The organism is Streptococcus peroris ATCC 700780 (genome assembly GCF_000187585.1).
In the GTDB taxonomy this organism is placed as follows: domain Bacteria; phylum Bacillota; class Bacilli; order Lactobacillales; family Streptococcaceae; genus Streptococcus; species Streptococcus peroris.
The window spans coordinates 541,943-561,648 of sequence record NZ_GL732463.1; the positions used below are offsets into that span (position 1 = coordinate 541,943).

A 19,706-nucleotide genomic window follows, 5' to 3' on the forward strand; every position below is an offset into this window, starting at 1 on the left:
TGTATAGACTTTAATTTCTTCGAACTAATTCCATCATATCATAAGGTAAGGTATTAGCAGATTCTTTTAAGGAATAAGTTTCTAAATTATTGACATTTTGGCGTAGTTTTTTAGCATACTGAGCTGAGATGAGTTTTTGAGCTTCGTATTCAAAGATACATTTACGTTCAAGGTAGTATCCTCTAAGCATTTCATCAATATTATTGGGTTTGATACGATTGATAACCCGTTCCACAAAGGCACCACTCGTAATATGACTGGTTTCACGGAGACGAGATTCCTGCATGAAGCTGATCAGAGAACTCTTATAAATCCCCTTGAGGTTTTCCAAACTCTCGATGATAATTTCCGTATTAGCTAGGTAGAGCTCTGCAATCTGGTCATAATCAATGGCAAGAAGTCGCTGTTTTTCCTTGCCTTTCCATGAACGGAATGTTTTCCCAAATGTGAGCAATTCATGAAGTAGAAAACGAAGAATGCGTATGGAGACAAGGAAGTAGTAGGTTAGTCGAGAAGCAAAGTTTCGCTTAATATTTTTCTCCATGCTTTTCAAATAACGTTGATAGACACGATATCCTCTTTCACCGATTTTGCCTTCTTCGTAGGCTTGCTCCAAACCATCGCTTTCAATACTCAGAATCAAGAGTTTAAGAGCTTCCCAGTCCTCCTGGATTTCTTTGTTCTCTTGGCTGAGAATGAGATTTTCAATTCGGCCGTGATAGTTGTCGATAGCAGCATAGAGAGGGACCTTGTTTTTGGTATGGTCCAAATCTTTTTCTAACTCCATGGCGACATCATTTAAAATAGCGATGTGCATGAGCTGATCCTTAGACGGTTCTTTCTCTTCAGAAAGGTGAGGGAGTACTAGTAATCCCGTCAGGAAACTTACCAGAGTTACACCAGCTACGAGGAAGAGAAGAAGAGGGTATTCTTGTTCCAGATTAGACGGTATCAAAAGGATAGTGGCAATGGATACAGTTCCCTTCACACCAGAAAAGGTAAGGAGGAGCATGTCTTTGACATATTTGTCTAAACTTTTATGAAGCTTCTTAATTCGAAATGCGTAAAATCCATAGATCATGACAAAGCGGATAGCAAAAAGCAGGAAGGTCAAGAGGAAAACACTGAGCAAGAGAAGAACTTTGTTGTAAAATGCACTCTTAAGAATTGGTTCCGCGATCATTTCCAGTTCCATCCCAAGAATGACAAAGACTGAACCATTGAGCATAAAGGTTACAGTCTGCCAAACAGTCTCAGTAACAGTATCAACTTGCGCTTCAAGGAGATTTATTTTCTTGAAACGACTGGCTTTCAGAATCCCAGCGACTACAACGGCGATAATACCTGAGACATGAATTTCTTCAGCTATGAAAAAAGTCAAGAGAGGTAAACTGAGTTCGAGCAATAGCTCACTCGCGATATCTGTAGCTCGAACGCTGAGGAGAAAAGAGTGGAGGGAGCGATTTATGAAGGCGGTTATAAGCCCGACAGCAAATCCTCCAACAATGGAAATGGCTAATGAAGTTCCAGCTTGGGTGAGCGAAAATGTTCCTGTTGTCCAGGCGATGAGAGCCACACGAAAGGCTACTAGTCCAGAAGCATCATTAAGAAGCCCTTCCCCCTTTAGGATATTAGAAACCCGCTTTGGAAAGGTAAAGCGTTGAGAAAGGGATGCGAAGGCGACTAGGTCTGTTGGCCCTAAGGCGGCACCAACTGCTACACAGGCGGCTAATGGTAGGCTAGCCCAAAGGACATGCGCAAGTCCTCCCATGCTCAAGGCTGAGATAAAGATAACTGGGAAAATCAAGTAGAGAACGATTCTCCAGTGTTTTAAGATAGAGGTTACATCTGCTTCTTGGGCTTCGCGAAAGAGTAGTGGGCCAATGACTAAAGCTAGAAACAACTCAGTATCTAAGTGATATTGGTTGTTGGGTAAACAAAGTCCAATCCCAATCCCTAACAAAATTTGAATCAGAGGCATGGGTAAAAATGGCAGAAGCTTATTGGTAGTGCTAGAAACAATAAGAACTAGTAAAAATACTAAGAGATAAAAAAGTAAATTCATTTTCCACCTCCCTATTTTTGTTTACAACAATTTTCAAAAAGTTCCTTTTGTTCTTGGATTTTTTGATCAATCTTAGAGCAGTCCTTATGTTCGATTTTTTTCTGACAACGCTCCATTTCAAGTGAAATCATTTTTTTCTTGATTTTCAGCATCTTTTTGCTTAGATGCGCTTCATCTAACATACCAACTGCCCGTTCATGTTGGGTTGACTCGACGAATTTATGGCGAAGAGCTTCGATTTTATCTTTTAGGTATTGTTTATCCATGTCGATACCTTTCTAATTTTTCAATCATGACTAAAAACGGTGGGTTGTTGATTTGGTTGAGGGTGCGATAGATTGTGGCAGTATATTCTTGTTGCGGTAATTGACTGACAAAGTCCATGACTGCATCCCGTTCTATATCTCCGCCTTCATGCCCATAGTAAATCATGATGGCTATTCTTCCACCCTTAATAAGCTTGCGGCAAAGTTTCTCCAGTGCTTCAATAGTTGTTTGTGGTTTGGTAATGATATTTTTATCAGCAGAAGGAAGATAACCTAGATTAAAGATAGCTGCCTTGACTTCTCCTACAAATTGATCCACAGTCTCATGACCTTGCAGGATTAATTCTGCATTGGTCAAACCGGCTTCTTGTAGACGTTGACTTGTTTTTTCAAGAGCTTGTTCTTGTATATCAAAAGCGTAGACTTGTTTAGCTAGTCTAGCAAGAAAAAGGGTATCGTAGCCATTTCCCATGGTTGCATCGACAACAATGTCCTCTTTGTTGATAATTTCAGCTAGAAAATCATGCGCCAGTTCAAGTGGTTTTTTCATTTATAAACTCCTGTTTTACAGCCTTGCATCCTTGAACACTGCCTCGTCGTCTCATTTCAGCCTCAATGCTATTTAGAACTTCCCATTTATTGAGGCTCCACATAGGACCAATCAGCATATCTCTGGGGGCATCTCCTGTGATTCTATGAATAACGATATGTTTGGGAATGATTTCTAGTTGGTCACAGACGACTTTGACATAGTCGTCTTGACTCATGAGTTGTAGACGCCCGTCATGATAGTCTCGTTGCATTCGAGTGTTGGTCATGAGGTGAAGTAGATGAAGTTTAATTCCTTGAATATCATTATCCGTTACACAGCGACGAACATTTTCGACCATCATGTCATGCGTTTCTCCTGGAAGACCGTTGATTAAGTGAGAAACAATCTCTGCTTTAGGAACTTGCTTACGAATCCGCTGTACAGTCTCTACATAGAGTTCATAGCTATGAGCGCGATTAATCAATTCAGATGTTGTTTCAAAGGTCGTCTGTAAACCGAGTTCGATAGTCACATGCATACGTTCGGTCAATTCTGCTAGGTAGGCCATGGTTTCATCTGGCAAGCAGTCTGGTCTTGTTCCAATGTTAATCCCAACGACTCCTGGTTCGTTGATGGCTTGTTCATAGCGCTCGCGAATCACTTCGACAGACTCATGAGTATTGGTAAAATTTTGAAAATATACCAGATATTTTTGAACATCTGGCCATTTACGGTGCATAAAGTCTATTTCTTTATAAAATTGCTCACGAATAGGAGCGTCAGGTGCAACGATTGCATCTCCAGATCCAGAAACTGTACAAAACGTACAGCCCCCATGTGCTACAGTTCCATCTCGATTGGGACAATCAAATCCAGCATCAATAGGAACTTTAAAAGTCTTTTCTCCAAAAAGTTTTCGATAGTAATCATTCAAGGTATTATAGGATTTCATAGCTAATATTATATCAGAAAACACTTGTAAACTCAAAGTTAGTAAGCCTTTGAAAAGTTGTTAAAAAGTATGAACATCAAAAAATAATAAAAAAGGCCTTTACAAAAAATAAAAAATGGTATAATAGAGGAGTGATTGATGCAAACGTTTGCGGAAATCGCTTGCACAAATAATATAAGGAGATTTGAATGATGAAAGATACATTCAAAAATGTCTTGTCTTTCGAATTTTGGCAAAAATTCGGTAAGGCTTTAATGGTTGTTATCGCTGTTATGCCAGCGGCTGGATTGATGATTTCAATTGGGAAATCACTTGTGATGATTAATCCTAACTTTGCTCCCCTAGTTATTACTGGTGGTGTTCTAGAGCAAATCGGTTGGGGAGTTATTGGGAACTTGCACATTTTATTTGCTCTAGCTATCGGAGGAAGCTGGGCTAAAGAACGTGCTGGCGGTGCCTTTGCAGCAGGTCTTGCCTTTATTTTAATTAACCGTATCACTGGTACAATCTTTGGTGTATCAGGAGATATGTTAAAAGATCCAAATGCTATGGTTTCAACGCTGTTAGGTGGATCAATTAAAGTTTCTGATTACTTTATCAGCGTTATGGAAGCACCAGCACTTAACATGGGTGTGTTCGTAGGGATTATTTCTGGTTTTGTAGGGGCTACTGCCTTTAACAAATACTATAACTTCCGTAAGCTTCCTGATGCTCTATCGTTCTTTAACGGGAAACGTTTTGTACCATTTGTTGTTATCCTTCGTTCAGCAATTGCAGCGATTGTTCTTTCAATTGCTTGGCCACTTGTTCAAACAGGTATCAACAACTTTGGTATTTGGATTGCGAATTCTCAAGAAACAGCTCCAGTTCTAGCGCCATTCTTGTATGGTACTTTGGAACGTTTGCTCTTGCCATTCGGACTTCACCACATGTTAACTATCCCAATGAACTACACAGCTCTTGGTGGTACTTATGATGTTTTAACTGGTGCAGCAAAAGGAACTCAAGTGTTTGGTCAAGATCCACTCTGGCTTGCATGGGTTACTGACCTTGTAAACCTTAAAGGTACTGACGCAGCTCAATACCAACACTTGTTAGATACAGTACATCCAGCTCGTTTCAAAGTTGGACAAATGATTGGTTCGTTTGGTATCTTGATGGGTATCATTGTTGCGATTTACCGTAACGTTGATCCAGATAAGAAACACCAATACAAAGGTATGATGATTGCAACTGCTCTTGCAACATTCTTGACAGGGGTAACTGAACCAATCGAATACATGTTCATGTTCATCGCAACACCTCTTTACCTTGTTTACGCTCTTGTTCAAGGTGCTGCTTTTGCAATGGCTGATATTGTGAACCTTCGTGTACACTCATTCGGTTCAATCGAATTCTTGACTCGTACTCCGCTAGCTATCAACGCTGGTCTTGGTATGGATATTGTTAACTTTATTTGGGTGACAGTACTCTTTGCATTTATCATGTACTTTATCGCTAACTTCATGATTAAGAAATTCAACTATGCAACACCAGGACGTAACGGTAACTATGAAAACGCCGATGCTTCTTCTGAATCTTCAGCTACTGGTGAAACTAAAGTTGCAGAAGCTTCTCAGGCAGTTAACATCATCAACCTTCTTGGTGGACGTGCCAACATTGTCGATGTGGACGCATGTATGACTCGTCTTCGTGTAACTGTAAAAGACGCTGAAAAAGTTGGAACAGAAGAACAATGGAAAGCAGAAGGAGCTATGGGACTTGTCATGAAAGGACAAGGTGTCCAAGCTATCTACGGACCTAAAGCTGACGTTTTAAAATCAGATATCCAAGATATTCTTGATTCAGGTGAGGTGATTCCTGAAACTCTTCCAAGTCAAATGACAGCAGCTCAACAAAATACTGTAGCATTTAAAGGTGTGACCGAAGAAGTTTACTCAGTTGCTGACGGTCAAGTTATTGAATTGGAACAAGTGAAGGATCCTGTATTCGCGCAAAAAATGATGGGTGATGGATTTGCAGTGGAACCAGCAAACGGAAACATTGTATCTCCAGTTGCAGGTACTGTGTCAAGTATCTTCCCAACTAAACACGCTCTTGGTCTTGTGACTGCAGAAGGTCTTGAAGTTCTTGTTCACATTGGTCTTGATACTGTAAGCCTTGAAGGAAAACCATTCGATGTGAAGGTTTCAGAAGGTCAAGCAGTAACTGCGGGTGATCTTCTTGTCACAGCTGACTTGGCTACTATTCGTGAAGCAGGTCGTGAAACTACTACGGTTGTAGTCTTCACAAATGGTGACGCGATTAAGTCTGTTAAATTGGAACAAACAGGTTCTCTTGCAGCTAACACGCCAGTTGCAAAAGTAGAATTGTAATCGATTAGGGGTTGGAAGTATTTTTCCAACCTCTTGTTTATAGGAGAAAAGGATGAAATTTTTAACACTTAATACTCATAGTTGGATGGAAAAAAATCCTGAAGAAAAATTTCAGCTCTTGTTACAAGATATATTTGAAAACAATTATGATTTGATTTGTTTTCAAGAGATTAACCAAGAAATCACATCATCTCAAGTAGATGCTGGTCCATTTTATTTTCCGTTACCTTCAGCAGAACCGATTCACCAAGACCATTATGTCCGTCTTTTGGTTGAACAGTTAGCTGAGAAAGGATTGAAATACTACTGGACATGGGCTTATAATCATATCGGTTATGACCGCTATCATGAAGGTGTTGCAATTCTCTCTAAAACACCTATTGAAGCGCGTGAGATTTTGGTTTCAGATGTAGATGATCCGACAGATTATCACACTCGCCGCGTTGCTTTGGCAGAAACAGTAGTAGAAGGCAAAGAACTTGCAGTCGCGAGTGTACATCTTTCATGGTGGGGTAAAGGATTCCAAGAGGAATGGGCACGTTTTGAAGCAGTTCTGAAAGAGCTAAACAAACCTCTTTTACTAGCCGGTGATTTTAATAATCCTGCTGGTCAAGAAGGTTATCAAGCTATTTTAGCTAGTCCACTAGAGTTGCAAGATGCATTTGAAGTTGCAAAAGAGAGAAGGGGTAGCTATACTGTTCCACCTGAAATTGATGGTTGGAAGGGTAACAGTGAGCCTCTTCGAATCGATTATGTTTTTACGACAAAGGATATACAGATAGAGAGTTTACACGTGGTGTTTGATGGCAAACAAAATCCACAAGTTAGTGATCACTATGGTCTACAAGCAGAACTATCATGGAAAAACTAAACAAGGAATTTTAGTAAAAACAAACAAGTCCCCCTTCTACTGACAGAAGGGGTTGATTTATTAAAAGAGTTAATATGAGTAAAATTTTTTATAGAATAACTTGTAAAAAAAATAAAATCTTATAAAATAAAAAGTGTTGGAGGAATTTATGAGTGTGAATCAAATTGTGCGTATGATCCCGACGCTAAAGGTGAATAATAGAAATTTAAATGAACTGTTTTATGTTGAAAATTTGGGTATGAAACCTTTACTTGAGGAGTCAGCCTTTTTATCACTTGGAGACCAGTCAGGTATTGAAAAGTTGGTTTTAGAAGAATCTCCAAGTATGAGAAGTCGTAAGGTTGAAGGGGTAAAAAAATTAGCTAGATTAATTGTAAAAGTAGAGAATCCATCTGAGATTGAAGCGTTACTAGCTAGAATGGATAAAATCCCTCCACTCTATAAGGGAAATAAGGGATATGCTTTTGAAGCACTTTCTCCAGAAGGGGATTGTGTCCTTATCCATGCTGAAGATGACATCAAGAATTTGAAAAAGGTTGAGGATGAAATCACTTTTTCAAAAGACGAGAGCATGAAATATTTGACTGCATTTGAAATCTCAGTAGAAGTTAACTTGCCAGACGAGACAAGGAGCTTACTCGAAAAGGAAGATATTGAGGGCCGACTAGCTTTTAATCAAGCTCAAGGTAGTGATTTACTTGTTGAAAATAATGTAACTTGGGACTTGTCTATGTTAAAATTCCAAGTAAAAGAGTTTAACCTTGCTATTCTCCGTCAGCGTTTTGAAACTGCTGATTGCTTTGTCCCTAAGTCTGAAAAATTTTTCCTAACCAAGGATTCCAACAATATTGAATTATGGTTTGAACAAGTATGAAGCAAGAAATCATTCAAAAAATAAAGCAACAAATTGAGGCAGGGATTTATCCTGGTGCCTCTTTTGCATATTATCAGGATGGCGCTTGGACCGACTGGTATCTTGGAGAATCAAATCCAGAAATAGCTGAAAAAACTCGAAAGGGTTTGGTCTATGATTTGGCTAGTGTCAGTAAAGTCGTTGGAGTTGGAACAGTCTTAACCTTCTTGTGGAAGGCAGGTAAGATTGAGTTAGATGACTCTATAAAAGATTATCTTCCGGAAGCGGATTATCCAGACATCACCATTCGACAATTATTAACGCATACAACAGACTTAGATCCCTTTATCCCTAATCGTGACCAACTGACTTCAGAGCAGCTGAGAGAGGCCATGTTTCATCTAAATAGACGAGAAAAACGTTCTTTTCTTTATTCGGATGTACATTTTCTCTTGCTAGGCTTTCTTTTGGAAGATTACTTTAAGAAAGACTTGGATGTGATTTTACAGGAGCAAGTTTTGACTCCATGGAAGATGGGAGAAACCCGATTTGGACCAGTTCCAAGTGCTGTTCCAACCGTTCGTGGACAGAAAGCAGGAGTCGTTCATGATCCCAAGGCTCGTGTGCTTGGAAAACATGCTGGAAGTGCAGGTTTATTTTCTACAGTGGCTGATTTGAAGATCTTTTTGGAGCGCTATTTAAAAGATTCATTTGCAGAAGAGTTAACACAGAATTTTTCAGATTTAGATGATAAGGAACGTTCCTTGGCCTGGAATCTTGAAGGTGATTGGCTAGACCATACAGGCTATACTGGAACCTTTATCATGTGGAATCGTAACAAACAAGAAGCTGTTATCTTTCTATCCAATCGGACTTATGAGAGGGATGAACGTGCCCAGTGGATTTTGGATCGCAACCAAGTCATGGATTTGATTCGTCAGGAGGATAGGTACTAAACCGATGTCAAGACTTTTAAAGGGGACAATATATACTATTGTTGCAGGGATAGCCTGGGGTTTATCAGGTACGAGTGGTCAATATCTAATGGCTCACGGAATTTCTGCCATCCTATTAACCAATATTCGCTTGATTATTGCAGGTTTATTACTTGTTATCATGGCTTATGCTAGATCAAAAGAGCAATTGTTAGCATTTGTCAAAGACCGAGATAGTTTAAAATCACTTTTACTTTTTTCCTTATTTGGCCTTTTTTTAAATCAGTTTGCTTATTTGGCAGCTATTCAAGAGACCAATGCAGGAACTGCAACGGTCTTGCAATATGTTTGTCCAATCGGCATTTTACTTTATACCTGTATTAAGGATAGGGTAGCACCTACGATTGCAGAGATTATCTCAATTGTACTAGCAATAGGAGGCACCTTTTTAATTGCAACTCATGGTCAGCTGCATGAATTATCGATGACTCCAGCCGGTCTTTTCTGGGGACTTTTTTCAGCATTTACTTATGCGCTATACATTATTATCCCAATCACTTTGATTCAGAAATGGGGCAGTATGCCAGTAATTGGAATAGGAATGCTTTTCTCTGGAATACTAGCTTCTCCCTTTACAGGTCTCTTTCATGCTGATTTATCTTTTAGTTCAGACCTACTATCAGCTTTTGTCGGGATTATTTTGATTGGGACTGTCTTTGCCTACACTCTTTTTCTAAAAGGTGCTAGTATGATAGGACCTGTCAAATCCAGTCTTTTAGCCTCAATTGAACCTATTTCAGCGGTTTTCTTTGCTTTTATGATTATGAAGGAACAATTTTATCCCATTGATTTTATTGGTATGGCCATGATTTTATCAGCTGTTATAATGATTTCGCTAAAAGATCTACTACTCGAAAAGAAAGTTGAATCCTAAAAAAATCCACTCATGTAGAGTGGATTTTTGTATTTAGATGACTAGTCTTTATTTTCGTATGGCAAGATTAAGTTTAGGATGATACCTGTCATTGCTGATAGGGCAGTACCTGAAAGGGTAACTGGACCAAGTTTAAGGATTGCTCCTCCAAGTCCAAGTACGAGCATTGCACTTGCGATGATAAGGTTACGCATTTGACTAAAGTCAACACGTTCTTTGATCAACACTTTCAAACCGTTGCTGGCAATAACTCCGTAAAGAAGGATAGACATACCACCAAGTACGGCACTAGGGATTGTGGAAATCAAGGCAGTGAATTTACCAAGGAAACTGAGTGCAATGGCGATAAAAGCAGCGTTACGGATAACAGAGACAGAAGCGATACGAGTCATCCCAATAACTCCTGTATTTTCTCCATAAGTTGTATTGGCTGGTCCGCCAAGGAAGGCTGATACAGATGTTGCAATACCGTCACCGAGAAGAGTACGGTGAAGACCTGGTTCTTTCAAAAATTGACGACCACAGATTTGGCTCAAGACCGTGTGGTCACCGATATGTTCAGAAATAGTTACAATAGCGATAGGCAAGATAGCGATTGTTTCAGGACCAAAGTAGAGGTTGTATTCTTTGAAAGCTCCTTCTGTGTTAAATGGAAGATAGAATCCAGGAATTTCAAACCAGTTGGCTTGTAAAACTGGTGTGAAATCGACCAGTCCGAGAAAGAGAGCGAAGATATAGCCACCAATAATGGCAAATAGGAAAGGAATGATACGGAAAAATCCTTTTCCTTTGGTATTGATAAATGCTGCGATTAGGAAGGTTACTACAGCAACGAGGGCATGTTTCCAGTCACCATCAGCTACAAAACCAGCATTTGTAACGGCAGAACCTGCTAAACCAAGACCAATTACGATAATCATAGGTCCAATAATAATTGGTGGTAAGAGTTTATCAATCCATTTTGTACCTGCAAAGCGAACACTGGCCGCAACAAGGACATACACGAATCCTGTCAGAATAACCCCTGTTTGAGCAGCAGATACATCCCCACCCATTTCTTTCATGGCAAGTGACATAGCTGTGATAAAGGCAAAGGAAGATCCAAGGTATACTGGAACTTTAAAGCCAGTAGCAATCATGTAGATCAGTGTTCCAAGACCGGATGCAAAGAGGGCAACGGAAACAGGCATTCCTAGAATGAGAGGTACTAGGATGGTTGCTCCAAACATGGCAAAGACGTGTTGGAAACTGAGAAGGATTCCTTTTCCAACGGAAGGGGATTGATCCACATCTAAAATCAAATCAACAGTTGATTCTTCTTTCATAAAAACCTCACTTTTGGGCACCAAAAAAGAGCCCATTATTTTATAGCAACAGGCTCTCAGAGTAAGACTTTATTAAAAAACATTGTTAGTCTTCATTAAAGAACGATAAGTTTCTGTGTCTTTGTCACCTCACAGGATGACATTAAAAACCTTTGCTTGTGATAGTATAGCAGAAAAAATTCGTTTTGTAAACGAATTTTTCCCGAGCCTAGAAATGTGAGAGCGAGGTTCGTTTTGTAAACGAATTTTTCCCGAGTCAAGAAAAGGGAAAGCGAGGCATGATTTTGTAAATCATTTTTAAAGAGGGCGTTTGTTAGGCATCCCGGCTTTTCTTGGGTATTTATTTGGAGTTTCCTTTTTCTTCTCTACAATCGTCATGTAGCGAGGATCTCCGTTAGGAAGTGTATAGCTGATGTTATCTTCAACCTTGCTAAAGAGAAGATTGAGGGCATTTTTTGCATCCGTCAATTCCTCAGGTGCGTTGCTTGCCTTGAGTGCCAGTAATTTTCCATCGACCTTTAGAAAAGGAATCGTTAACTCAGACAAGACTTGCATGCGGGCAACTGCTCGAGCTGTGACAATATCAAACTGGGCACGAAAGTTTTTATCTTGGGCAAAATCCTCTGCACGTCCATGGTAAAAGTGAACACCTTCTAGGCCAAGTTCTCCTGCTAAGAGCTGAAGAAAGTTAATCCGCTTATTGAGCGAGTCAATGATGGTCACTTCGAGATTAGGATAGAGGATTTTCATAGGAATACTTGGGAATCCTGCACCAGCTCCGATATCCAGTAGTTTAATTGTTTCATTGGGGATTAACCCTTGTAGGATTGGAGCAACCGAATCGTAAAAGTGTTTGAGATACACTTCCTCTTTGTCTGTGATGGCTGTTAGGTTAATCTTTTCGTTCCATTCAACAAGGAGTTGGAAATAATGCTCAAACTGCATTTTTTGTTGCTCAGTTAGACTGAGATTTTGTTCAGCAAGCAAGTCATAAAATGTTTCTGGTTTCATTGTTTTTCCTTCTTTGATGTTATCTTATTTTACCACAAATTTTAGGAAATTTGATATACTGGTACTAATCTTCAAGCAGAAAGGAAATCTCAAATGAATTGGATTTTTTTTGGAATTCTTGCTCTTATTATGTTTTTGGTAATGGACTGCTACAATCGATTGGTAAAAAGTCGTATGCAAACCAGGGAAGCTTGGAGTCAGATTGATGTTCAGTTGAAGCGTCGAAATGATCTCTTACCGAACTTGATTGAAACAGTGAAAGGGTACTCACAGTATGAAGGGGGAACTCTAGAAAAAGTAGCGGAGCTTCGCAATCAAGTGGCAGCAGCGACTTCACCAGCTGAAGCTATGAAGGCTAGTGATGCACTGACTCGTCAAATTTCAGGTATCTTTGCTGTTGCAGAAAATTATCCAGACTTAAAGGCTAGTAGTAACTTTTCACAATTACAAGAAGAATTGACCAATACGGAAAATAAAATTTCCTATTGTCGGCAGCTGTATAATAGTGTTGTCAGCAATTACAATCTCAAGTTGGAAACTTTCCCAAGTAATCTAGTGGCTGGTATCTTTGGCTTTAAAGCAGCTGATTTTCTTCAAACTGATGAAGGAGAAAAAGAAGTACCTAAAGTTGATTTTAATGGTTAAGGTGACTGAAATTGATGTAAAAACATCCAGAGGAATTCCTGCTGGATGTTTTTATGTGTCCAATCTAGATTTCTCCAATTTCAACTGCTTCTAGACCATGTGTAGTTAAGCGATATAGACTTGTACAGACTTCTTTTAAAAAACGTCGGTCATGAGAGACAGTAATGAAGCCTCCTGGATAGTCCTCAAAGAGTTTTCTGATTTCAGGTTGTGAAGTGGGTGAAAAATTACGTGTTGGTTCATCTAAAATGAGAAAGTTTGCCCGTTGTAAAACCAATGCTAGTAGTAGGAGTTTTCCTTGCTGACCTCCAGATAAGTTACAGATTTCATGTTGCATTTCAGAATAGCTAAAATTCAGACTAGCCAAGAATGATTGGATTTTCTGAAGTTCTTCTTTTTCCCCAGTTTGACTTAGAAAGGCCACAGGTGATAGAGCTTGAGGGAGCTTTTCCTGATAATTTTGTGGCATGTAGCCAAGAGATATTTCTTGTTTATCTTGTAAAAGATGATAAATTTTAGCCAGTAATGTTGATTTTCCGATACCGTTTGGTCCAATAATCCCAATTTTATCTTGTCCTCGCACTGTGAGCTTAAGCTTATCGGCAAGTTGTCGGTCTTCTACAAACAAGGTTTGCTGTTCAAAATGAAGTAAGACTTTTGAAGCTGGCAGAGGCTGAACATCTGAAAAAAACAATTGGATACGATCTTCTTCTAGAGGTTGCTGCGTCATAGACTGAGCAGATTTTTCAAAGCGTTTTTCTTGAGAAAGGATATTTTTCATCTTTTTAGCCAGTAGGCGTCCCTCAGTACTATTTTTTGTATTTCGTAAAGCATTTTCTACCTGTTGTTTGACTCGTCTGTTTTTTTCCATGGTCTTCTCATGGACACGTTGTTCATTGGCTGCTTGTTGGCTTTGTTTTATGAAATGATCTCGGCTTTGTTGACTATAGCGATCATAGTCGAGGTGTTCTACAAGTGTTTCTGCTTCTTTACGATGTTTGACCAGTCTTAGGTGTACAATGGTATTGGCTGTTTGAGAGAGAAAATCTTCATCATGAGAAATAAAAATCACAGTTTCTTTGATTCGCTGGATTTGCTTTTTTAGCCATAGGACCGTATCTAGATCTAGGTCATTAGACGGTTCATCTAAAAATAAGATTTCAAAAGTTTTGGATAACTCGTGAATGAGTTGAACTTTTAAGGCTTCGCCACCTGATAAACTACCGATTAATTGCTGACTGGTAAAACGATCACTATCAAATTGTAGTTCTTCTGCAAAACGATAGATGAGACTATAGTCTAGGTCATCTCGACCAGAAAAAAAGTAGTCATGGAGTGAAAGTGTTTTGAGATCAGCTGGTAGACTTTGAGGAATGTAGGAATATGAACCAAAATCAGAATGAATCTGGCCACTAATAGTGAAGTCCAATGGTCGTTTTCCCATTAAGGTCTGTAGCAAGGTTGATTTTCCATTTCCTTCTTCGCCAATAATGGCAACCTTTTCTCCTTCTCGAATGACCATAGTTAAGTCTGAGGCAAGATTGCGTAAATCTTTATTGTGAGTAATAGTTAGCTTGTGAATTTGTATCATCTAGTGTACTCTCTTTCTATCATTGTGATGTCATTATAAAAATAGCTCTACCTTACTTAGTAGAGCTAATCATTTATGTCAAAAAATCCTCTTTTAAAAGAGCTGAAAAAGCAGCAGAAAAAAGAGTACACAAAAAGAGACAGAAACAAGATCTACTAAATAAAGGTTCTTTATTTGATAGACTTAGTTGTTCATGTCTCCCTTACCTCCGAATATTGCTATCAGTATCATAAACTATTTGGTAAATTTTGTCAAACTAAATTAAGATATTTATTCGTTTTATAATGAAGGATAGCATTTTATAATGGCGTTCACTTCTTAAATTTTTAAAAATAAGATGAGATGCTATGGACAATAGATTGCCATCACCTGCAAAGTTTGGCAAGCTTGATTTCACCATTCTGTTGTTTGGTTTGAATTTTTTGAATCAGTTCTTCCCCTAAATACTTGGAGAATGCACTTAAGTCAGATGCGACTTCAAAGAGAATATGGTGGTTTTCTTCAACTGGTACGAATGAAGATTGATGATTTTTTGGATTTGACCAAAAATTCCAATTCGTATCGGTTCGTTCGTAATAAACATAGTTGTTCTTTTTCGTAACGTAAATTCTTTTATTTATCAGAGTCCGTTCATCTTGAGATTTAATAATAGTTGAATATAATTTTAATCCCTCGAATTGCTTATATTCTCGAATTTTATCATTTGAAACGTTAAGTTTAATCACTTCATAATCCATAACCTTACCTCCAAAAATTACTATGTTTATTTTATACCTTTTGGAAAACGTTGTCAAAAGAAATGAGAAATTCAATCTTTCTAGAAACCAAAAACAGGTCCATAGAGTGTTAATGCATGTTTAACGTGATCGAAGTGGAACTTGTCATAGTTTCTCCAAGCAGTGCGGGCTTGGTCAGTTAATTTCAGTGAACCAAGTCCAATTAAAAGACTAGTCCGTTGGTAAAAGCTTTCCAGTTCAATTAAGATAGCATTGTCCACTTTCTCAGCTTTTTTTAGTGCTCTGAGAATTTCATCTATATTTTGCTGTAAGCGTAAATCATCAGGTAATCCTTGTTTACAGTTTTGTATCGTTTGATTTAATTTTGAGACTAATTGATAGGCTTTAGTTAAAAGGGCTTTGTCTTCCATACGAGCGTCCTCCTTTACCCATGTATTGATGCCTATAGTATAGCACAAAAAGTAAAGTTGTCATAATATATATTGTAAATTAATAATATTTAAAACAGGGTCTGGAGCGATTAAATTAAGTGATTTCATGGTATAATCAAGGAAGTAAATTTTTATGGAGGAAGTATGAAATTAAATATTCAAGAAATTCGTAAGTTGCCTGAAGGCTTGTATTTTGAGCAAAATTTAGATTTGGCAGCTGACTTACGTAAACGTAATCAAGAAATTTTAGACGTTAAGAATATTCAAGTGACAGGTAAGGTCCAATATGAAGACCGTATGTTTTTCCTAGACTATCTCTTGTCTTATACGATTGTGCTGGCTTCTAGTCGTAGTATGGAACCTGTGGAATTGGAGGAATCCTATCCAGTAAATGAGATTTTTATGGAAGGTGCTACCAATCAACTGGATCAAGAAATTTTAGATGAGGATTTGGTATTGCCGATTGAAAATGGAGAAATTGATTTGGCTGAAAGTGTGTCAGACAATATCTTGCTCAACATTCCTATCAAGGTTTTAACGGCTGAGGAAGAAGCTGGTCAGGGATTTGTTTCTGGAAATGACTGGCAAATCATGACGGAGGAAGAGTTCCAAGCTCAACAAGCAGTTAAGAAAGAAGAAAATAGTCCTTTTGCAGGATTGCAAGGATTATTTAACGAGGATGAGTAGATGGTTTTATCCAAGAAACGTGCTCGTCATGTCATTGAGGAAATTATTGCTCTTTTTCCTGATGCCAAACCAAGCCTTGATTTTCGTAACCATTTTGAACTTTTGGTTGCGGTTATGTTGTCTGCTCAGACGACAGATGCAGCAGTAAATAAAGCTACACCTGGACTCTTCGCAGCCTTTCCAACCCCACAAGCTATGGCAGAAGCAAGTGAGAGTGAAATTGCTTCACACATCTCGCGTTTAGGGCTTTATCGCAATAAGGCTAAGTTCCTTAAAAAATGTGCCCAGCAGTTACTAGACGATTTTAATGGCCAAGTACCTCAAACTAGGGAAGAATTAGAGAGCTTGGCAGGCGTCGGAAGAAAGACAGCAAACGTAGTTTTGAGTGTAGGCTTCGGTATTCCGGCTTTTGCAGTTGATACTCACGTAGAACGTATCTGCAAACACCACGATATTGTTAAAAAATCAGCTACACCGCTTGAAGTTGAAAAAAGAGTGATGGAAGTTCTACCACCTGAAGAGTGGCTTGCGGCTCATCAGGCTATGATTTATTTTGGAAGAGCCATCTGTCATCCAAAAAATCCAGAATGCGAACACTATCCACAATTGTACGATTTTAGTTCATTATAAGACCGAGTATTGAATGTTTTTACTTGCTTTGAACTAGGCTTTGTGATATAGTAAGGACAATAAAATATTCCTTTAAACCTGTCCCGTGAGGCAGGCAAGGAGCTCGATTAAGTAGAAGGGTAAGTCTATACTGTATACAGTGTGGCTCGCTTAGTTATACATTCTCAAGTCTCCTTGAAAAAGGAGACTTTTCTTTTTGGAGGTTTGTCATGAAGACAAAAGAAGTTGTAGACGAGTTAACCGTCAAGCGAGCAATTACGCGTATCACTTACGAAATTATCGAACGCAACAAAGATTTGAATAAAATCATTTTAGCAGGAATTAAAACTCGAGGTGTCTTTATTGCTCATCGTATCCAAGAGCGTTTGGAACAATTAGAAAATATCTCAGTTCCGGTATTGGAGTTGGATACCAAGCCTTTCCGCGATGATGTAAAATCCGGTGAAGATACTTCATTGATTTCTGTTGATGTGACAGACCGCGAAGTCATCCTAGTGGATGATGTGCTTTATACAGGCAGAACAATTCGAGCAGCTATTGACAATATTGTTAGACAAGGTCGACCTGCGCGCGTGAGCCTTGCAGTACTAGTTGACCGCGGACATAGAGAATTGCCAATTCGTCCAGATTACGTTGGGAAAAATATCCCAACTAGTCGTTCAGAAGAAATCATCGTAGAGATGATGGAACTGGATGGACAAGATAGAGTTTTGATTACTGAAGAAGCTTAAGAGCTAAAGGAGTAGCCATGTCAGAAAATCAACAAGCCTTGCAACACGTGGTTTCAATGGAAGACCTCACAGTAGATCAGGTTTTAAAATTGATTAAACGAGGCATCGAATTTAAAAATGGAGCAGTTGATTCTTATGAGAATCGTCACATTGTTGCAAATCTCTTTTTTGAAAGTTCAACCCGTACCCATAAATCATTCGAAGTTGCTGAAATTAAACTTGGATTGGACCGACTTGATTTTGATGTCAAAACGAGCTCCGTCAATAAGGGTGAGACACTGTATGATACCATTTTAACCTTGTCTGCCTTGGGAGTAGAAGCTTGTGTCATTCGCCATCCAGAAGATGATTATTACAGAGAATTGATTGCGAGTCCGACGATTACGACTTCGATTATCAATGGTGGCGACGGCTCAGGGCAGCATCCTAGTCAGAGTTTACTTGATTTGATGACGATCTATGAGGAATTCGGCCATTTCGAAGGCCTCAAGGTTGCCATTGCTGGTGACTTAGATCATTCACGTGTTGCTAAGTCCAATATGCAGATTTTGAAACGTTTAGGTGCAGATCTCTACTTTGCAGGGCCTGAAGAATGGAGAAGTCAAGAGTTTGCAGATTATGGGCAGTTTGTAACTATTGACGAAATTGTTGATCAGGTGGATGTTCTGATGTTACTTCGAGTTCAACATGAACGGCACGAAAGTGGAGTGGTCTTTTCAAAAGAAGACTACCATGCTCATCATGGCTTGAACCAAGAACGCTATAATCGCTTAAAAGAAGAAGCAATCATTATGCATCCGGCTCCTGTTAATCGGGATGTAGAAATTGCCGATCATCTTGTTGAAGCAACAAAATCACGCATTGTCCAACAAATGACCAATGGAGTATTTGTTCGAATGGCAATCTTAGAATCCGTATTGGCAAGTAGAAAAGCCAAATAATACACAAAACGTTAAAAGACGCCAGTGAGCGTCCACGAGAGGTGAAAATATGACAAAACGACTTCTAGTTTTAGAAGATGGCACAGTTTTTGAAGGTAAGGCCTTCGGTGCAGATATTGATGTAACAGGGGAAATAGTCTTTAACACTGGAATGACAGGATATCAAGAATCCATTACAGACCAATCTTATAATGGACAAATCTTGACCTTCACATATCCACTGGTAGGGAATTATGGGATTAACCGTGACGACTACGAGTCTATCAGTCCTACTTGTAAGGGAGTTGTGGTTTTCGAAGAGGCTCGTAGAGCCAGCAACTGGCGTAACCAAATGACGCTGGACGAATTCTTGAAGGCTAAGAAAATTCCAGGAATTTCAGGCATTGACACTCGAGCTCTTACAAAGATTATTCGTAAACATGGTACCATGAGAGCGACTCTAACACACGCTGGCGATAGTATGGATCACATTGCAGATCAACTTCAAGCAACTGTATTACCGACTGATAATATCAGACAAGTTTCTACAAAGACTGCTTATCCGGCTCCAGGAGTTGGCTTGAGCGTTGTTTTAGTAGACTTCGGCCTTAAACACTCTATTTTACGAGAGCTATCTAAACGTGATTGTAACGTGACTGTAGTTCCATACACAACTACGGCTGAGGAAATCTTGCATTTAAACCCTGACGGAGTTATGTTGTCAAATGGTCCTGGAAATCCAGAAGATGTACCAGAAGCACTTGATATGATTCGTGGTATCCTCGGAAAAATTCCAATCTTTGGTATTTGTATGGGGCACCAGCTCTTTGCGATGGCAAATGGTGCCAAGACCTACAAGATGAAGTTTGGTCACCGTGGCTTTAACCATGCAGTTCGTGAAATTGCGACAGGGCGCGTGGACTTCACGAGTCAAAACCATGGTTATGCAGTCAGCCGTGAGGATTTACCTGAACACTTGATTATCACCCACGAAGAAATCAATGACAAGTCAGTTGAAGGAGTGCGTCACAGATACCAACCAGGTTTCTCTGTGCAATTCCACCCAGACGCAGCTCCAGGCCCTCACGATGCAAGTTATCTATTTGATGAGTTCATTGAGATGATGGAAGCCTTTAAACAAACAAATAAATGACGACTAAAAATCGTCGGAGAATTTATTTAATGTCGCCCTGTGAGGCGACGAATAGAAAGGAG

Annotated in this window: 20 protein-coding genes; 11 read left to right on the plus strand and 9 right to left on the minus strand. The window is 39.2% G+C overall.

Features of this window, described 5'->3' with window-relative positions:
* Positions 1–10: 10 nt before the first annotated feature.
* The 4 genes from HMPREF9180_RS04645 to mnmL are packed head-to-tail and all read right to left on the minus strand — an operon-like array spanning position 11 to position 3,815.
* Entirely contained in the window at positions 11–2,065 is a 2,055-nt protein-coding gene (locus HMPREF9180_RS04645) for a cation:proton antiporter (protein WP_006145322.1), read from the minus strand.
* A gap of 11 nt (positions 2,066–2,076) precedes the next feature.
* Positions 2,077–2,331 carry a hypothetical protein gene (locus HMPREF9180_RS04650; protein WP_006145323.1) on the minus strand — a complete coding sequence of 85 codons (255 nt, stop codon included), beginning with the start codon at positions 2,329–2,331 and terminating at the stop codon, positions 2,077–2,079.
* Complete coding sequence (gene mnmM / locus HMPREF9180_RS04655; protein WP_006145324.1) at positions 2,324–2,881, minus strand: tRNA 5-(aminomethyl)-2-thiouridylate-methyltransferase MnmM; 558 nt, start codon at positions 2,879–2,881, stop codon at positions 2,324–2,326. The genes HMPREF9180_RS04650 and mnmM overlap by 8 nt, the downstream gene beginning before the upstream one ends.
* Positions 2,865–3,815 (minus strand): tRNA modification radical SAM protein MnmL/YtqA, encoded by a 951-nt coding sequence (gene mnmL / locus HMPREF9180_RS04660; RefSeq protein WP_006145325.1) that lies wholly within the window; start codon positions 3,813–3,815, stop codon positions 2,865–2,867. Before mnmL ends, mnmM begins: the two co-directional genes overlap by 17 nt.
* A gap of 188 nt (positions 3,816–4,003) precedes the next feature.
* Between mnmL and HMPREF9180_RS04665 the strand changes: the two genes are divergently transcribed.
* From HMPREF9180_RS04665 to HMPREF9180_RS04685, 5 genes are all read left to right on the plus strand, one after another.
* On the plus strand, positions 4,004–6,190 hold the full coding sequence (locus tag HMPREF9180_RS04665) for a PTS transporter subunit IIBC (RefSeq protein ID WP_006145326.1): 2,187 nt from the start codon (positions 4,004–4,006) through the stop codon (positions 6,188–6,190).
* A gap of 52 nt (positions 6,191–6,242) precedes the next feature.
* Positions 6,243–7,061, plus strand: coding sequence for an endonuclease/exonuclease/phosphatase family protein (locus tag HMPREF9180_RS04670; protein WP_006145327.1), 819 nt, complete (start codon positions 6,243–6,245; stop codon positions 7,059–7,061).
* 148 nt (positions 7,062–7,209) lie between these two features.
* Complete coding sequence (locus HMPREF9180_RS04675) at positions 7,210–7,935, plus strand: CppA N-terminal domain-containing protein (protein WP_006145328.1); 726 nt, start codon at positions 7,210–7,212, stop codon at positions 7,933–7,935.
* The gene (locus HMPREF9180_RS04680) at positions 7,932–8,870 is read left to right on the plus strand and encodes a serine hydrolase domain-containing protein (protein ID WP_006145329.1); all 939 of its coding nucleotides are present in this window, start codon (positions 7,932–7,934) and stop codon (positions 8,868–8,870) included. Before HMPREF9180_RS04675 ends, HMPREF9180_RS04680 begins: the two co-directional genes overlap by 4 nt.
* A 4-nt stretch (positions 8,871–8,874) precedes the next feature.
* The gene (locus HMPREF9180_RS04685) at positions 8,875–9,783 is read left to right on the plus strand and encodes a DMT family transporter (RefSeq protein ID WP_006145330.1); all 909 of its coding nucleotides are present in this window, start codon (positions 8,875–8,877) and stop codon (positions 9,781–9,783) included.
* Between the two features lie 41 nt (positions 9,784–9,824).
* On the opposite strand, the gene HMPREF9180_RS04690 is transcribed toward HMPREF9180_RS04685, so the two are convergent.
* Both HMPREF9180_RS04690 and rsmG read right to left on the minus strand, forming a co-directional pair.
* On the minus strand, positions 9,825–11,108 hold the full coding sequence (locus HMPREF9180_RS04690; RefSeq protein WP_025168644.1) for a uracil-xanthine permease family protein: 1,284 nt from the start codon (positions 11,106–11,108) through the stop codon (positions 9,825–9,827).
* 297 nt (positions 11,109–11,405) lie between these two features.
* Positions 11,406–12,119: a 16S rRNA (guanine(527)-N(7))-methyltransferase RsmG gene (gene rsmG / locus HMPREF9180_RS04695; protein WP_006145332.1), complete on the minus strand. Its 714-nt coding sequence runs from the start codon at positions 12,117–12,119 to the stop codon at positions 11,406–11,408.
* 93 nt (positions 12,120–12,212) lie between these two features.
* Between rsmG and HMPREF9180_RS04700 the strand changes: the two genes are divergently transcribed.
* Positions 12,213–12,764: a LemA family protein gene (locus HMPREF9180_RS04700; RefSeq protein WP_006145333.1), complete on the plus strand. Its 552-nt coding sequence runs from the start codon at positions 12,213–12,215 to the stop codon at positions 12,762–12,764.
* A 64-nt stretch (positions 12,765–12,828) separates the two neighbouring features.
* Here HMPREF9180_RS04700 and HMPREF9180_RS04705 read toward each other — a convergent pair whose 3' ends face one another.
* The 3 genes from HMPREF9180_RS04705 to HMPREF9180_RS04715 all read right to left on the minus strand — a co-directional run bounded on the left by HMPREF9180_RS04705 (position 12,829) and on the right by HMPREF9180_RS04715 (position 15,502).
* Positions 12,829–14,355 carry an ATP-binding cassette domain-containing protein gene (locus tag HMPREF9180_RS04705; RefSeq protein WP_006145334.1) on the minus strand — a complete coding sequence of 509 codons (1,527 nt, stop codon included), beginning with the start codon at positions 14,353–14,355 and terminating at the stop codon, positions 12,829–12,831.
* 365 nt (positions 14,356–14,720) lie between these two features.
* A complete protein-coding gene (locus HMPREF9180_RS04710) occupies positions 14,721–15,092 on the minus strand; it encodes an EXLDI protein (protein ID WP_006145335.1) in 372 nt (123 codons plus the stop codon).
* 80 nt (positions 15,093–15,172) lie between these two features.
* On the minus strand, positions 15,173–15,502 hold the full coding sequence (locus HMPREF9180_RS04715) for a hypothetical protein (protein ID WP_006145336.1): 330 nt from the start codon (positions 15,500–15,502) through the stop codon (positions 15,173–15,175).
* A 165-nt stretch (positions 15,503–15,667) separates the two neighbouring features.
* Between HMPREF9180_RS04715 and HMPREF9180_RS04720 the strand changes: the two genes are divergently transcribed.
* The 5 genes from HMPREF9180_RS04720 (at position 15,668) to HMPREF9180_RS04740 (ending at position 19,644) form a co-directional block, all read left to right on the plus strand.
* Positions 15,668–16,210 (plus strand): YceD family protein, encoded by a 543-nt coding sequence (locus HMPREF9180_RS04720; RefSeq protein ID WP_006145337.1) that lies wholly within the window; start codon positions 15,668–15,670, stop codon positions 16,208–16,210.
* The gene (gene nth / locus HMPREF9180_RS04725) at positions 16,211–16,840 is read left to right on the plus strand and encodes an endonuclease III (protein WP_006145338.1); all 630 of its coding nucleotides are present in this window, start codon (positions 16,211–16,213) and stop codon (positions 16,838–16,840) included.
* Positions 16,841–17,049: 209 nt separating this feature from the next.
* Positions 17,050–17,571, plus strand: a complete 522-nt coding sequence (pyrR, locus tag HMPREF9180_RS04730; RefSeq protein ID WP_006145339.1) for a bifunctional pyr operon transcriptional regulator/uracil phosphoribosyltransferase PyrR — start codon at positions 17,050–17,052, stop codon at positions 17,569–17,571.
* A gap of 17 nt (positions 17,572–17,588) precedes the next feature.
* Positions 17,589–18,512, plus strand: coding sequence for an aspartate carbamoyltransferase catalytic subunit (locus HMPREF9180_RS04735; protein WP_006145340.1), 924 nt, complete (start codon positions 17,589–17,591; stop codon positions 18,510–18,512).
* 49 nt (positions 18,513–18,561) lie between these two features.
* The gene (locus HMPREF9180_RS04740) at positions 18,562–19,644 is read left to right on the plus strand and encodes a carbamoyl phosphate synthase small subunit (RefSeq protein ID WP_006145341.1); all 1,083 of its coding nucleotides are present in this window, start codon (positions 18,562–18,564) and stop codon (positions 19,642–19,644) included.
* Positions 19,645–19,706: the final 62 nt, after the last annotated feature.

What these genes read in the sequence shown, in the direction of transcription:
- mnmL (WP_006145325.1), bottom strand. Translation starts at nt 3,815, where the DNA reads ATGAAATCCTATAATACCTTGAATGATTACTATCGAAAACTTTTTGGA.
- mnmM (WP_006145324.1), bottom strand. Translation starts at nt 2,881, where the DNA reads ATGAAAAAACCACTTGAACTGGCGCATGATTTTCTAGCTGAAATTATC.
- HMPREF9180_RS04685 (WP_006145330.1), top strand. Translation starts at nt 8,875, where the DNA reads ATGTCAAGACTTTTAAAGGGGACAATATATACTATTGTTGCAGGGATA.
- HMPREF9180_RS04680 (WP_006145329.1), top strand. Translation starts at nt 7,932, where the DNA reads ATGAAGCAAGAAATCATTCAAAAAATAAAGCAACAAATTGAGGCAGGG.
- HMPREF9180_RS04690 (WP_025168644.1), bottom strand. Translation starts at nt 11,108, where the DNA reads ATGAAAGAAGAATCAACTGTTGATTTGATTTTAGATGTGGATCAATCC.
- HMPREF9180_RS04710 (WP_006145335.1), bottom strand. Translation starts at nt 15,092, where the DNA reads ATGGATTATGAAGTGATTAAACTTAACGTTTCAAATGATAAAATTCGA.
- HMPREF9180_RS04735 (WP_006145340.1), top strand. Translation starts at nt 17,589, where the DNA reads ATGTCAGAAAATCAACAAGCCTTGCAACACGTGGTTTCAATGGAAGAC.
- HMPREF9180_RS04650 (WP_006145323.1), bottom strand. Translation starts at nt 2,331, where the DNA reads ATGGATAAACAATACCTAAAAGATAAAATCGAAGCTCTTCGCCATAAA.
- nth (WP_006145338.1), top strand. Translation starts at nt 16,211, where the DNA reads ATGGTTTTATCCAAGAAACGTGCTCGTCATGTCATTGAGGAAATTATT.
- rsmG (WP_006145332.1), bottom strand. Translation starts at nt 12,119, where the DNA reads ATGAAACCAGAAACATTTTATGACTTGCTTGCTGAACAAAATCTCAGT.
- HMPREF9180_RS04700 (WP_006145333.1), top strand. Translation starts at nt 12,213, where the DNA reads ATGAATTGGATTTTTTTTGGAATTCTTGCTCTTATTATGTTTTTGGTA.
- HMPREF9180_RS04715 (WP_006145336.1), bottom strand. Translation starts at nt 15,502, where the DNA reads ATGGAAGACAAAGCCCTTTTAACTAAAGCCTATCAATTAGTCTCAAAA.
- HMPREF9180_RS04705 (WP_006145334.1), bottom strand. Translation starts at nt 14,355, where the DNA reads ATGATACAAATTCACAAGCTAACTATTACTCACAATAAAGATTTACGC.
- HMPREF9180_RS04740 (WP_006145341.1), top strand. Translation starts at nt 18,562, where the DNA reads ATGACAAAACGACTTCTAGTTTTAGAAGATGGCACAGTTTTTGAAGGT.
- HMPREF9180_RS04675 (WP_006145328.1), top strand. Translation starts at nt 7,210, where the DNA reads ATGAGTGTGAATCAAATTGTGCGTATGATCCCGACGCTAAAGGTGAAT.
- pyrR (WP_006145339.1), top strand. Translation starts at nt 17,050, where the DNA reads ATGAAGACAAAAGAAGTTGTAGACGAGTTAACCGTCAAGCGAGCAATT.
- HMPREF9180_RS04665 (WP_006145326.1), top strand. Translation starts at nt 4,004, where the DNA reads ATGATGAAAGATACATTCAAAAATGTCTTGTCTTTCGAATTTTGGCAA.
- HMPREF9180_RS04670 (WP_006145327.1), top strand. Translation starts at nt 6,243, where the DNA reads ATGAAATTTTTAACACTTAATACTCATAGTTGGATGGAAAAAAATCCT.
- HMPREF9180_RS04720 (WP_006145337.1), top strand. Translation starts at nt 15,668, where the DNA reads ATGAAATTAAATATTCAAGAAATTCGTAAGTTGCCTGAAGGCTTGTAT.
- HMPREF9180_RS04645 (WP_006145322.1), bottom strand. Translation starts at nt 2,065, where the DNA reads ATGAATTTACTTTTTTATCTCTTAGTATTTTTACTAGTTCTTATTGTT.